At 36.9% G+C, this 12,436-nt stretch carries 14 protein-coding genes and 1 tRNA gene; 7 read left to right on the top strand and 8 right to left on the bottom strand.

Annotated features, from left to right (window positions below; translation table 11 throughout):
* Nucleotides 1-115: 115 nt before the first annotated feature.
* From alaS to BALOs_RS13025, 3 genes are all read left to right on the top strand, one after another.
* Nucleotides 116-2,686, top strand: a complete 2,571-nt coding sequence (gene alaS, locus BALOs_RS13035) for an alanine--tRNA ligase (RefSeq protein ID WP_120405409.1) — start codon at nucleotides 116-118, stop codon at nucleotides 2,684-2,686.
* A 138-nt stretch (nucleotides 2,687-2,824) separates the two neighbouring features.
* Nucleotides 2,825-3,178, top strand: coding sequence for a hypothetical protein (locus tag BALOs_RS13030; RefSeq protein WP_114705638.1), 354 nt, complete (start codon nucleotides 2,825-2,827; stop codon nucleotides 3,176-3,178).
* 69 nt (nucleotides 3,179-3,247) lie between these two features.
* Complete coding sequence (locus tag BALOs_RS13025; protein ID WP_114705637.1) at nucleotides 3,248-3,547, top strand: hypothetical protein; 300 nt, start codon at nucleotides 3,248-3,250, stop codon at nucleotides 3,545-3,547.
* Here BALOs_RS13025 and BALOs_RS13020 read toward each other — a convergent pair.
* Together BALOs_RS13020 and BALOs_RS13015 are read right to left on the bottom strand one after the other, a co-directional pair.
* The gene (locus BALOs_RS13020) at nucleotides 3,544-4,773 is read right to left on the bottom strand and encodes a sensor histidine kinase KdpD (protein ID WP_114705636.1); all 1,230 of its coding nucleotides are present in this window, start codon (nucleotides 4,771-4,773) and stop codon (nucleotides 3,544-3,546) included. The genes BALOs_RS13025 and BALOs_RS13020 overlap by 4 nt on opposite strands.
* A gap of 357 nt (nucleotides 4,774-5,130) precedes the next feature.
* Nucleotides 5,131-5,206, bottom strand: a tRNA-Met gene (locus tag BALOs_RS13015).
* A gap of 143 nt (nucleotides 5,207-5,349) precedes the next feature.
* On the opposite strand from BALOs_RS13015, the gene BALOs_RS13010 reads away from it, so the two are divergent.
* On the top strand, nucleotides 5,350-5,652 hold the full coding sequence (locus BALOs_RS13010) for a hypothetical protein (RefSeq protein WP_114705635.1): 303 nt from the start codon (nucleotides 5,350-5,352) through the stop codon (nucleotides 5,650-5,652).
* Nucleotides 5,653-5,752: 100 nt separating this feature from the next.
* Nucleotides 5,753-6,760: a tryptophan--tRNA ligase gene (locus BALOs_RS13005; protein ID WP_120405408.1), complete on the top strand. Its 1,008-nt coding sequence runs from the start codon at nucleotides 5,753-5,755 to the stop codon at nucleotides 6,758-6,760.
* Nucleotides 6,761-6,763: 3 nt separating this feature from the next.
* Here BALOs_RS13005 and BALOs_RS13000 read toward each other — a convergent pair whose 3' ends face one another.
* The 5 genes from BALOs_RS13000 to rplU form a co-directional block, all read right to left on the bottom strand.
* On the bottom strand, nucleotides 6,764-7,231 hold the full coding sequence (locus tag BALOs_RS13000; protein WP_120405407.1) for a 23S rRNA (pseudouridine(1915)-N(3))-methyltransferase RlmH: 468 nt from the start codon (nucleotides 7,229-7,231) through the stop codon (nucleotides 6,764-6,766).
* A gap of 11 nt (nucleotides 7,232-7,242) precedes the next feature.
* Nucleotides 7,243-7,704 carry a ribosome silencing factor gene (gene rsfS / locus BALOs_RS12995; protein WP_114705632.1) on the bottom strand — a complete coding sequence of 154 codons (462 nt, stop codon included), beginning with the start codon at nucleotides 7,702-7,704 and terminating at the stop codon, nucleotides 7,243-7,245.
* Complete coding sequence (gene obgE / locus BALOs_RS12990) at nucleotides 7,705-8,709, bottom strand: GTPase ObgE (protein WP_120405406.1); 1,005 nt, start codon at nucleotides 8,707-8,709, stop codon at nucleotides 7,705-7,707. It abuts the gene before it with no gap.
* 103 nt (nucleotides 8,710-8,812) lie between these two features.
* Nucleotides 8,813-9,067 carry a 50S ribosomal protein L27 gene (gene rpmA, locus BALOs_RS12985; RefSeq protein WP_114705630.1) on the bottom strand — a complete coding sequence of 85 codons (255 nt, stop codon included), beginning with the start codon at nucleotides 9,065-9,067 and terminating at the stop codon, nucleotides 8,813-8,815.
* A 26-nt stretch (nucleotides 9,068-9,093) separates the two neighbouring features.
* Nucleotides 9,094-9,399, bottom strand: a complete 306-nt coding sequence (gene rplU, locus BALOs_RS12980; protein ID WP_114705629.1) for a 50S ribosomal protein L21 — start codon at nucleotides 9,397-9,399, stop codon at nucleotides 9,094-9,096.
* A gap of 242 nt (nucleotides 9,400-9,641) precedes the next feature.
* Here rplU and BALOs_RS12975 point away from each other — a divergent pair, with 242 nt between their 5' ends.
* Complete coding sequence (locus tag BALOs_RS12975) at nucleotides 9,642-10,451, top strand: hypothetical protein (RefSeq protein ID WP_120405405.1); 810 nt, start codon at nucleotides 9,642-9,644, stop codon at nucleotides 10,449-10,451.
* On the opposite strand, the gene BALOs_RS12970 is transcribed toward BALOs_RS12975, so the two are convergent.
* Nucleotides 10,420-10,995 (bottom strand): hypothetical protein, encoded by a 576-nt coding sequence (locus tag BALOs_RS12970; RefSeq protein ID WP_120405404.1) that lies wholly within the window; start codon nucleotides 10,993-10,995, stop codon nucleotides 10,420-10,422. The genes BALOs_RS12975 and BALOs_RS12970 overlap by 32 nt on opposite strands.
* A 47-nt stretch (nucleotides 10,996-11,042) precedes the next feature.
* On the opposite strand from BALOs_RS12970, the gene BALOs_RS12965 reads away from it, so the two are divergent.
* Entirely contained in the window at nucleotides 11,043-12,299 is a 1,257-nt protein-coding gene (locus BALOs_RS12965) for a dicarboxylate/amino acid:cation symporter (RefSeq protein WP_120405403.1), read from the top strand.
* The last annotated feature ends 137 nt before the right edge of the window (nucleotides 12,300-12,436 follow it).

Genomic DNA, 12,436 nt, shown 5'->3' with positions numbered 1-12,436 from the left:
TTTTTAACGCTAGAAGTAGTCGGAAGCTCGATTTTATAGTATATTTTGGGGACTTATACACATAATGAATGATGCGAGTAGTAATACTGGCAAAGAAATATAAGGAAGAAAAATTATGCAGCCACTTTCGTCTCGAGAAATTAGAGAGAAATTTTTAGAATACTTTGAAAAGATGGACCATTTAAAAATCGGTGCTTCATCGATCGTTCCTCAAAATGATCCGACACTGCTTTTTATAAATTCAGGTATGGCGCCATTAAAGAATTACTTTCTTGGAAAAGAAACGCCACCATCACCAAGGCTAGCAAATTATCAACCTTGTATTAGAACTAAAGATATTGATGATGTTGGAGATCGCCATCACTTAACAATCTTTGAAATGCTAGGGTCGTGGTCAATTGGCGATTATTACAAAGATAAAGCATGTAAGCTTGCATATGACCTACTTGTTGATGAATTAGATTTTGATCCAAAACGCCTATATTTCACTGTTTATGGCGGAAATGAAGACCTTGGTATTAAGCCAGATACTGAGTCAATTGAAGCATGGAAAAAGTGCGGTGTACCTGAAGATCATATTGTTGTTCTAGGTGATGATAATTTCTGGGGACCAGCTGGGGACCATGGACCTTGTGGGCCATGTACTGAAGTCTTCTATGATACTGGTGCTGAATATGGCCCTGAATATAAACCAGGTGGACATTTTGATGATGTAAGTCGTTACATTGAGATTTGGAACGCTGGTGTCTTCATGGAGCTTAATAAGAAGAAGGATGGTACTTTTGAACCACTACCTCTTAAGTCTGTCGATACAGGTTCTGGTCTTGAAAGACTTGCTATGGTTATGAATGGATGTGACTCAGTATATGAAACAGATCTTCTCGCTCCTCTAATGCAACTTTCAAAAGAGTTATTAGGCAAAAATACTGATGTTCAAACAGAGCGTATGATCTCTGATCATATGCGTGCAAGTATTATGATCCTTGGTGAAGGGATTATGCCTGGAAACGAAGGCCAAGGTTATATTCCAAGACGTTTAATTAGAAAGTGTGTTGCGGCCTGTATCTCAAGAGGCGTAAAACCAGTCTTTAAAAAGCATATTCAAAAAACAATTGAGATGCTCGGTGATTACTATCCACAGCTTAAGTCTGCTCGTGAAGCAATCATCTATAATATGGAACAAGAAATTAATGAATTTGTTCCTATTGTTGAAAATGGCCTTAAAAAAATTGAAGAGGAGCTTTCAACGAATCCTAAATCTAAAGAGCTATTTCCTGGTCATGTAGCATTTGAGCTTGTGACGACTCATGGACTTCCTTTAGAAGTAATTAAGGCAGAGCTTGCTTCAAAGAATATCGAGTTTGCTGAAATTGAATATAACGAATGTTATGAGGCCCATAGAAAAGCTTCTCGAGTTATTTCGAGAAAAGGCGGGGTGGCAGCAGATCAAGAAAGAATTGAGCTTGAGTTTATCGAAGTCGATGATACAGAGTTCACTGGATACGATTCTCTAGAAACAGATAGTGAAATTTTAAAGATATATCGTGACGATGAAACTACATACTTTGCAACAAAGCACACGCCTTTTTACGGTGAGTCAGGTGGACAGGCCGGTGATATTGGAACTGCTAGAACTGCAACGGGTGAGTTACAAATTCTCGATACGATGAAAGTTAAGAATGTTCATGTTCACGTTGCTAAAGTTATCTCTGGTGAAATTGAAACTGGTGAAAAAATTGAATTAATTGTTAATGAAGATAATCGCAAAGCTTCAATGAGAAATCACTCTGCGACTCACTTGCTTCATTCAGCTCTTCACGAAGTAATTGGAAAGCATGCAATTCAAAAGGGTTCAATGGTTACAGCTGATCGATTACGTTTTGATTTCCAAAACCCACAAGCTGTTTCAAATGAAGAATTAATCAAAGTTGAGGCCCTTGTTAATAAGTGGATTATGCAAAATGATTCACGTACCACAAAGCTTTGTTCATATGAAGAAGCAATAGATAGTGGAGCGATGGCACTATTTGGTGAGAAATACGATAGTGATGTTCGAGTTATTGCCTTTGGAAAAGATAGTGTTGAACTTTGTGGGGGGACTCACGTTGGCCGCACAGGTGATATTGGTTTATTTGTTATCACTTCGGAAACATCTGTAGCTAAAGGAATCCGTCGTATTGAAGCGGTTACTGGATCTGCTGCAATTAAAGTTATGCAGGAAAGATCGGCATTATTAAATGCTGCGGCCAAAGAGCTAAGTACTAAACCGACTGAAGTTCCTGCCCGTATCAAAGATCTGCGCTCTGAGATGAAAAAGAAAATCAAAGAAGCACAAGCAAAAGCTGCACAAGGTGGATCAACTGAATTTAAAAAAGAAGTAAAACGTGATTACGAAGGCTTCAAGTTATTTGCTGCAACTATGGAAGCAGACGCTAAGGCCGTAAAAGAAGTCGGAGATAACCTAATTAATAAAGGCGATTATCAACTAATCTGTCTTTTAACAAAAGATGAGAAAGGGATGAAATCATTTGTTTGGTCTAACTCAGATGTGAAAGCCGGTGACTTCTTAAAGAAGATCCTAGAGCCAGTCTCTGGACGTGGTGGTGGACGCCCAAATTTCGCCCAAGGTGGTGCTCCTGATGTTAACTCAGGAACACAAGTTATTGAATTTATTGAATCATTATAATGAAAATTGGCCTAGTTCATTAACTAGGCCAATCATTGTCTAAAATCCTAACACGTTAATCATTCTTACAATCTTCAATAACTTAGAACCTGTTCTAGGGTATAAAGTTTATGTCTTTTTGATTATGGAGTGTAAGACGTGACTACTAAGAAATTACCTACAGACTCTCTTTCGAGAGAAATTCGCCGTTTAACTATGCAACTTGAGTTGATTGAAAGACACTTGCAATCAGCAGAAATTGAGCAAAGTCGTGAAGTCGTCGAAAAATCAATCATTCTAAAAATGAACGATATGACTTCTTCCAATATAAATTATCTTGGAAAATTAAAGGGTGTACGTGGCACAAAATTAAAGAAGCGCTACGTTCAGGCCGAAATTACTTTATTAAGTAAGGGGATTAGTCGTTTCCCTGAAAAAAATGAAATACGCTTAAAACTCTTAAAGGATCGTTTCAATATTGCCATTGAACGTTTCAATCAAATATCTGCATAAAACTTGTTCATAATTAACTTTTTCTTTACCCAACTCCGAAGAGCTGGGAAGATAGAGATGGAGTTAATTATGGGAAGTTTCAATTATTCACATTCATATATTCAAAAGGTATTTACAGCACTTGAGTATTGTACAAATAATCGCTCACGTGTGAATGATATCTTTTATTTTTCGTCTCTGAGACATGTGGATGCTCCTCTTATTGAAGCGAAAGTTATTCCTGTTGAAGTCGTTGAGAAGATAATTGAAACTTGGATAAATTGCTACCGTGAATTGCTCGAAGATAAGCACCTTCTAAATGAAAGTGGATTGAAGCATCTGGCCCATTGGCAAGAGTTACTAATGCTTCCTCCTGCCGGTCTCCACTAAGACTTCTTAGCAAGATTAAAGGCAAGGGAAACTCTAGTTCCAATCTTATGCTCTGATGAAATTGCTACACGCCCATTTGAATAATCAGTAAAGTATTTAACAATAGGAAGTCCATAGCCCGTTCCTGATTCACCATGTGTACCTATGCGCTTTGATTTCTTATCAAACTTAAAAATATCTTTAATTAAGTTCTTAGGTATACCAACACCCTTATCGATAACGTCAATATATAGCTTTTGTGTATCATTATAGACTTTAATCAAAATATCCTGGCCATCATGACTAAATTTGATGGCGTTAGTTAATACATGACCAAGGATATGATCCGTCAGAACTCTTTTTTCACATAGGAATGATTTATTAGTATCAATATCAAAATGTAGCTTAAGGTTTTTTGTATTATGACTTTCAAAAAATCTCTTAGAGTAACTATGAATGAAGTCAGGAGAGATCTCAGCTTTTTGAAAAGTTAGGTTATCTGTATCAAGTTGAAAAGTACGAACAGACTTAATGATCTCTTCGATTTTACTAAATGAATTATTAATTTGTTGCTCCGACTTCATCCCAAGATCATGCTTCCTAGATAAGTTTTTTATTTTAAGTTTTAGAATCGTAATTGGATTAGATAAGTCGTGTAGGACAACATGTAAAAGAGTGTCCAATTGTTTATTTGTATATATAAGACGTGTTCGATGATTTGATTCAAGCCAAATATAAAAAGAGAAATAAACGGTTGTTAACGCTGAAAATTGAATAATATTTGAGCGAAGTAAAGACTTGTATTCAATTGATGTTAATGGCCTAACCAACTCTAAAATATGGTAGTCGAATACTAGAAAGAATGTGAAGACACACAACATGACAAAAAGTCCCGTTAGCATACCTGTTCTTTTATAGAATACGCCCATAAAGATTGGGGTACCAGTAATCCAAAGAACACCTGGAGAATTCAATCCTCCAAATGAAAAGATCAATAGATTCATCATTAGGATTGATGGAATAACACATGTGAATTTCTCTAAATGATCAAGCTTTAAAATTTTAGCTAGAATGAAAACAATAAACTGTAGAGCCGCTATCGAATAAAACATCTCTTTTGAAACAACTTCAAAAATTATATGTGGAAAATATATAAAGTAATAGAGATAGCTTATTCCCACCATGAGCATTGTTGCCATGAGTAGGAATCCCTCAATCTTATTCTCTTTGTCTGTGTTGAAATTCATTGCGGGAGACTAACTTAATTTCCTTGAATTATCTAGCCTTATTGAAATTTATTTACGGTGAAAAGTCTTTAAATTCAGTCGCTTAACTACTTTTGTTTAGGATAGTTAAAGTTTTGAAGGATAACTTATAGATAATACTTAGAAACGATTCTTTACAGTGAAATAACTTAGAGAAAGTATCGTTTTATGAACAGTGGCTTAGTTTGTGAATTTGTTTGGAATTGGTTGCGGGGATAGGATTCGATACCTCTGGAGCCGACCTTAAGGAGGGTCCAGCCTGAGGGCCTGCCCGAAGGTCAATAGGTTCCCCAGAAACAAAAAAACCAACTATTTAGTTGGCATCTTTTAATTATGAATTGGTTGCGGGGATAGGATTCGAACCTATGACCTTCGGGTTATGAGCCCGACGAGCTACCAACTGCTCCACCCCGCGACAAAGTAAAATCAATATATTATCGAAAGCTCCTTATGTCAAATTAAAATTGTCAGACATAAATTACTAAAATTCCTTGAGTTGCTACCGATATGAACTATGTATGAGGGATGTGAAAAAATAAATTTTTTGGAGATTAAACAATGGAAATGCAAAACCACAGTAAGCTAACTATTGATATCGATACAACAGAGCTTACTCCAGCGCAACTTCGAGCTATCAAAACAATCAATATGCTAATGGCACATATTATTACAACAGAAGACGAAGCCGACTTCTTTGATGGAACGGCCGAAACAATGCGCTTGTGTGCTTCACTTGTTAAGCAATCTCGTTTTTGTCACCAAGACTCTTCTATCCCTTATGGCGATCAGGCCTTAGAATTTGCTATTGAAGCATTAACAGAATTGATGGAATCATCATCTGTTGTTAAATACGATAATTAAGAATAAAAAATTTCTGAATATAAGAAAGGGCCTAAGGCCCTTTTTTTTTGTCTAATAATTAGCTATAAATGACTGTGAACTTTTATCAATAGGCTTGAGAATGAGTAATGAGAAGATTTGTTTGACTGGTGTAAAGCCAACGGGAATGCCACACCTAGGTAACTTCATTGGTGCTATTAAACCAGCAATAGAAAATGTGAAAAACTCTGATATGGAAGGATACTTCTTTATTGCTGACTATCATTCTCTTATTACGGTTCACGATGGTGAGCAGCTTCGAAATGACATTTATGAAGTTGCCGCTACTTGGTTAGCAGCTGGCCTTGATCCAGAAAAGGCCGTTCTATACAAGCAAAGTGATATTCCAGAGATTACTGAACTCAACTGGATTATCTCTTGTTTTGCATCGAAAGGATTAATGAATCGAGCACATGCTTACAAGGCAAAGAAGGATAAGAACGCAGAAGAAAAACGCGATGAGGATTATGGAATTAATATGGGACTATTTTCTTATCCTGTATTAATGGCCGCTGACATTCTTTTCATGAATACTAAGTATGTTCCTGTTGGTGAAGATCAACTTCAGCATATTGAAATCGCACGTGATATCGCTTCAAGTTTTAATCATAAATATGGTGATATTCTAACTCTTCCTGAAGCAATTGTTAGCAAAGAAGAGAATAAGTTACTACCTGGCCTTGATGGACGTAAGATGAGTAAGTCTTATAATAATCATATTCCATGTTTCATTCCAGAGAAGAAGCTTAAGAAAATGATTAATAAGATCACTACTGATTCGACACCTCCAGAGGCACCTAAGAATCCAGATGATTCTCTAATTTTTGATATCTATAAGTTCTTTGCAACAAGAGAAGAGCAAGATGCACTTGCAAAAAGATACCAAGAAGGAATTGGCTGGGGTTATGCCAAGCTTGAACTCTTTGAGGTTGTTAATCGTGAGCTAAAACCAATGCGTGAGAAGTATGATGCATTAATGGCAGATAAATCTCAGATTGATAAAATTTTAGCTGATGGTGCTGCTAAGATACGTCCTATTGCTCAAGAGAATCTACGTCGCATTAAAAAAGCAATTGGTGTTTCAAACTAAGATTTAATTTTTATGATAAGGATGATCTTGTTTAATTGTTTGAGCACGATAAAGTTGCTCAACAAAAACTAGACGTGCAATCTTATGTGGAAAAGTCATAGGGGAGAGTGATAGTTGGTAATCAACAGTTTTTAAAAACTCTCTAGGAAAGCCAGCTGCTCCACCAATTAGAAAACAAATTCCACACTGTTTATTTTCCATCGTTTCATAAACATATTGGCTAAGCTTATCACTTGTTAAGGTTTTTCCATGTTCAGTAAGTGCAACAATATGCTGCTTTCCATGTTTGGCCTTAATGGACTCAACTTTATTTAAGAGTTCTTTTAATTCGAGATCAATATTTTCTTTGTGGCCCTTGCATTCATGGATGTGAAGTTTTGGGAAGTTAATTCGTTTGTGATAATCGTTCTCAAGGGCGATGAGATTCTTATCCTTTAACTTCCCAATGACGATGAGATGAAAGTCTTTCATAACTTGAAGGTTTAGAAATAACCTTTTTCATCACCTGAAGTTGATTCAGCTTCATCTGAATAATAATATTCGTTTGGAATATCAACTGAAGGAACAGACCATAGATTGTCGATATCGTAAGCTTCACGAGATGATTCATCAAAGATGTGAACAATGATATCTCCAGCATCGATAAGAATCCAATCTGTTGACTGGTGAAGACCTTCTTTAGAGACAATTGTTTGCCCCTTGCGCTTCATTTGCTTACCAATCTCATCAGACATCGCATTTGCCATTGCAGAGTTCGTTGCAGAAGCAAGAACAAAGTAATCAGCAAGAGATGTTGTCTTTCTCATATCAAGAACTTTAAGGTTAATACCTTTGAAGTTTCCTAGAATCCATGCACTTGCCATTGCAATATTTAATGGAAATTCTAATTCCTTATTATCTGCAATTTCATCAACATTTTTATTAATAAACTCGTTTTGTGACATTTATTCGTCCTTTATCGTTTTAAGCATTAGTGATTTTAATATATCAATATTTAATCCTGAAACAGAAGAAATAGGTAAGCACTTGCGATCAATTTGCTCTTCAAAAAAGACTTGAAACTTTTTGATCTCTTCATCTGTCATTGCATCAATTTTTGTTAAGCAAACGATTTCTTTCTTATTTAAAAGGTCTTCGTTATATCTACCAAGTTCTTGGCGAATGATTACATATTGCTCAAAGGCCTCGTATTCATCGAGACACCAAGAAACATCAACAAGATGAACAAGTGATTTTGTTCTTTCTATATGTTTTAAGAATTTAATTCCAAGTCCCTTTCCTTCAGAAGCATCTTCAATAAGGCCGGGGATATCAGCAACAACAAAAGAATCTTCTTCACCTAGGGTAACAACACCTAGGTTTGGCTCTAAAGTCGTAAAAGGGTAGTCGGCGACTTTTGGTTTTGCCGCTGAAATTGAAGATATTAATGTTGATTTACCAGCATTTGGTAAACCTACCAATGCGATATCTGCTAGAAGTCTAAGTTCTAATTCAACATCAAGTTCTTGCCCTTCTTTTCCGGCTGTTGCTTTTCTTGGAGCTTGGTTTGTTGCACTTTTGAAGTGTAGGTTACCAAGTCCACCACGGCCACCTTCTGCTACTTTGATTCGCATACCGTGATCAGTTAAGTCTGCAATGACCTGACCATTTTCTTGTAAGCGAACAATGGTACCAACTGGTACTTTGATTGTGAGGTCGTCTCCGAAAGGGCCACACATCTGGCGGCCTCCACCCTGCTGACCATGTTCAGCACGATAGGTTTTCTTTCCACGAAAGTTGACGAGAGTATTCATCCCTTCATCTGCTTCGAAGAAGACACTTCCTCCATCTCCACCGTCACCACCATCTGGGCCTCCAAATGGGATATACTTCTCACGGCGGAAGCTTACGCATCCATTACCACCGTTTCCGGAGATTACTGTTATTTTTACTTCGTCAATAAACTTCATAATTTCTCACTCTTTATAGAGCGTTTATATAAAAAAAGGGAGCACTATGTATAGGCTCCCTTTCATATTTACAACTAATTAATAGTGTAAGATTTAATAATTCTTATGCTTCAACAACAGAAACAATTTGCTTCTTCTTGTTGTAGAAACCGAATTGAACTTTACCTTCTTTTGTTGCAAAAAGAGTATAGTCCTTTCCTACTTTAACGTTTTTACCAGCATGGAATTTAGATCCTGCTTGTCTTACAATGATGTTTCCTGGAACAACAGCTTCACCACCAAATTTCTTAACACCGTACATATTCGGGTTTGAATCACGACCGTTACTTGTTGAACCACCGGCTTTTTTGTGTGCCATATTTAACTCCTAAAATTAATAATTGATTAAGCTTTAACTTCTTTGATTTTTAAAGTTGTAAAGTGTTGTCTGTGTCCGTTCTTCTTCTGGTATTTACCTGGCTTTCTTTTGAAAACGATAACTTTTCTTGAACGATCATGTCTAACTACTTCAGCAACAACTTTTGCACCATCAACAGTTGGAGCACCAACTTTTGCACTCTCACCACCAACAAATAGAACCTTATCAAATTCTACAGTTGATCCAGCTTCTTGATCTAACTTCTGAACGTCAATAGTCATACCAGCTTCTACTCTGTACTGGTGACCTTGAATTTCTACTACTCCGTACATAAATTCTCCTATAAAAGGCAATCTTTGGGGGCCAGAGGTTTTCTCCAACACTTCCTTCCCTCGGACTGAAATATTAACTCTATGAAACTAGGATTTTTATGAAAAATTGGGCCTGTTGTCAAGCATTTAGACGCAATTACACGCAGCTTTTTGAGGATTTTTTGCCTAGCTCCTGTCATAGTGAGTCATTTGCTCATAAAGATATTTCAAAAGCCGAAAAGTTAGGATGACGGAGGTATCAGATGCAATCTGTAAGTAATGAAAAATACAAGTATTATCAATTTGCTAAGGAGCAATCGCTTCCTATTTATATCAGATTGAGGGTCGCTGAGTTTGATCCGGAGGTTGTAGGCTTCTTACAGGTAATGAACTTTACGGAACTAAGTGAGAAAGAAGGAGAGTCTGCACAGCAGATTATAGCAACGAGTCAAATGGCGAAGGTCTTAACGATAGATGAGGCCACTCCAATGGTTGCCTCGCAAATTCGTTCAAACTTCCAAGATGATAAGTATGGAATGGAAAGTATTGTCCAAAAACCTGGATATAATGTTTATCGATATAAGAATATGGCGATGATTGTTCTCTCACTCGCATCAAATGAATGGCTAATGGGAACATTCCCTGAATTTGGTCACACAAATAAAGAATATGAGTGTCGAGTCGTAATTAACCGCTACTTATCTTGGGCCCTTGCCCCAATGGGGATTGCTGGGTTCTGGGGAAGAAAACTTAAGGAAGGAATCGTTCTTGGACGCATGAATGAAGTAAAGGGTGAAGTTGTATTTATTGATGTAAGAAACAGAACCTTATTTTCTAAGAGAGAAGGCGTAAGTCTTAAAAACTCTGAAGTATTTATCAAAATTGACCCTCTTCATAAATCATCACCAGCTAGAATGAGATTTGAAGATGCACAGGCCTTCTTGGCCATACATTCATCTTACTTTGGCGCCAATGGAATGCCGCTAGCAATTCGCCAAGTAGTGGCCACTATAGCTAAGAATTTTCACAGCTATAAATTTGCTATTTCGGATCTTTCCCAGGAGTTGAATTAGCCTTAAGTAATTGGGTTAGAAAATTATTTGGATTTTCAGATTCATCTTTTCCAATCATATGAATATAGATTGGAAAGCATGTTATGGTACAAGCTCCTGAATAGGTTACTCTTTTATTTTCCTCGTCTTTCCAAATGTAAACAGAGGTTCCATCGCGATTAAGGAATTGGTCTTGCTTTCCATAACGGTTAATTAATGACTGATGAAAAGTATTGTGAAGAAAGTAATTTGGTAGTCGAGCATAGAAGTCTAAGACAGTATTATCCGAGTTTTTTATGTGAACAAAAACTGGAAAGAAATAGTTCTGATGTCTAATTTGTATTTCATAAATTTTTACTACTTCGCCATTATTGATAAGTCTCATGGCCTTATATTCTTTTTCAATATCTGATAGTTTTTGTCCGGGATGAAACGGCTTAAATTTATCAAAGGTAAAATTATAATTTGGTTCTTCAACCTTAGCTTTTGCCGTATTGATAAATATGCAAAATGATAAGAGAATATATGAACTAGTTAATAATTTTTTTAGAGTTTTTTTGAACATACGTTATTTTAAACGATTTAGATTTTTATATTTAAAAGGGGAATTTAATGCAACCAGCAGCAAAGAAGGAAGCGCAGAAGATCGGTATTGCGATGGTTTTAGGTCTAGTTTTAGGGCTAGTGCTACATTATTTTGGGAAAGGAGCTTATGTTCAATATATTGCTCCAATTGGTGATGCCTTTATTGGCCTACTAAAAATGGTAATTGTCCCATTAGTTTTCTCTTCTATCTTTATGGCCATGTATCACCTTGGGACTCCGGAGTCTCTTGGAAGAATGGGAGTAAGGGCCGTTGCTTATTATTTCTTCACAACTTGTATCGCCGTATTATTCGGGATCATTTTTGTTAATATTATCAACCCTGGAATCGGAGCAGATTTAGGCTCAGCAGGTGTTCAAGGATTATCAGAAGCGATGCAATCAAAGGTTGCAGGAAATTCTGGAGGTTGGGCTTCGCTTTTTGCTTCTATAAAAGAAGTTCTCTTAGGTGCAATTCCAACAAATCCATTTGGTGCATTTGCTGAAGGTAATATTCTACAAGTAATTGTCTTTTCAATCCTAATGGGAATGACAGCTTTATTTATTCCTAAAAAGAGTGAGCCTTTTGTTAAATTTGTAGGTGCATTAGAAGAGCTTGCAAATAAACTTACAATGGGAGTAATGAAATTAGCTCCTTACGGTATCTTTGTTCTAATGACTGGAGTACTTGCAAAGTCTGGAACAAGTGCGATTGTCTCACTATCAAAGTATATGCTTACAGTTATTCTAGGTCTTCTATGCCATGGAATCTTTCTACTTATTGTCGGAAGTATCCGTGGAAAGATGTCACCTTTAGAAGTCTTAAAGGGAATTGGTCCAGCAATTGTTACGGCCTTCTCAACTGCATCGTCAGCGGCTACTTTACCGATTACAATGATGAATGTTGAGGAAAACTTAGGGGTCGATAAAGACACTGCTAAGTTCGTGTTACCACTAGGAGCGACAATAAATATGGACGGAACTGCGCTATATGAGTCAGTTGCGGCAATCTTCATTGCACAGGCCTATGGTATTGAATTAGGGATAACTCATCAAATAATTATCTTTATGACTGCATCTCTGGCCGCAATTGGTGCAGCTGCGATTCCTGGCGCAGGGCTTATTACGATGTCGATCGTTCTATCGGCCGTAGGACTGCCTATTGAGGGGATTGGGCTTATTTTAGCAGTTGATAGAGTACTGGACATGTTCAGAACAGCTGTGAACGTTTTTGGGGATGCTATGGGGACAGTAGTTGTTGACTCGATGCTTAGGAAAAACTCATAGGTAAAATATAAGTTATTGATTTTAGTAGAGCTCTTAACTCGAAAAAATCTTTTCCTCGTTGACTCAGACACCACAATTTGAAAAAATATTAGGGCCCCATTTTTGGGGCCCTTTTTCGTAAAGAGAGAATTGAACAC

The sequence above is a fragment of the Halobacteriovorax sp. BALOs_7 genome, assembly GCF_003612895.1.
GTDB classification, from domain to species: Bacteria; Bdellovibrionota; Bacteriovoracia; order Bacteriovoracales; family Bacteriovoracaceae; genus Halobacteriovorax_A; species Halobacteriovorax_A vibrionivorans.
Note: the sequence above shows the minus strand (reverse complement) of the source record. Positions and strands in the feature narration are given on the sequence as shown.

Coding starts and splice junctions, on each gene's coding strand:
- BALOs_RS13010 (WP_114705635.1), top strand. CDS start 5,350: ATGGAAATGCAAAACCACAGTAAGCTAACTATTGATATCGATACAACA.
- alaS (WP_120405409.1), top strand. CDS start 116: ATGCAGCCACTTTCGTCTCGAGAAATTAGAGAGAAATTTTTAGAATAC.
- BALOs_RS12975 (WP_120405405.1), top strand. CDS start 9,642: ATGCAATCTGTAAGTAATGAAAAATACAAGTATTATCAATTTGCTAAG.
- obgE (WP_120405406.1), bottom strand. CDS start 8,709: ATGAAGTTTATTGACGAAGTAAAAATAACAGTAATCTCCGGAAACGGT.
- BALOs_RS12970 (WP_120405404.1), bottom strand. CDS start 10,995: ATGTTCAAAAAAACTCTAAAAAAATTATTAACTAGTTCATATATTCTC.
- rpmA (WP_114705630.1), bottom strand. CDS start 9,067: ATGGCACACAAAAAAGCCGGTGGTTCAACAAGTAACGGTCGTGATTCA.
- rsfS (WP_114705632.1), bottom strand. CDS start 7,704: ATGTCACAAAACGAGTTTATTAATAAAAATGTTGATGAAATTGCAGAT.
- BALOs_RS13005 (WP_120405408.1), top strand. CDS start 5,753: ATGAGTAATGAGAAGATTTGTTTGACTGGTGTAAAGCCAACGGGAATG.
- rplU (WP_114705629.1), bottom strand. CDS start 9,399: ATGTACGGAGTAGTAGAAATTCAAGGTCACCAGTACAGAGTAGAAGCT.
- BALOs_RS13000 (WP_120405407.1), bottom strand. CDS start 7,231: ATGAAAGACTTTCATCTCATCGTCATTGGGAAGTTAAAGGATAAGAAT.
- BALOs_RS13025 (WP_114705637.1), top strand. CDS start 3,248: ATGGGAAGTTTCAATTATTCACATTCATATATTCAAAAGGTATTTACA.
- BALOs_RS13020 (WP_114705636.1), bottom strand. CDS start 4,773: ATGAATTTCAACACAGACAAAGAGAATAAGATTGAGGGATTCCTACTC.
- BALOs_RS12965 (WP_120405403.1), top strand. CDS start 11,043: ATGCAACCAGCAGCAAAGAAGGAAGCGCAGAAGATCGGTATTGCGATG.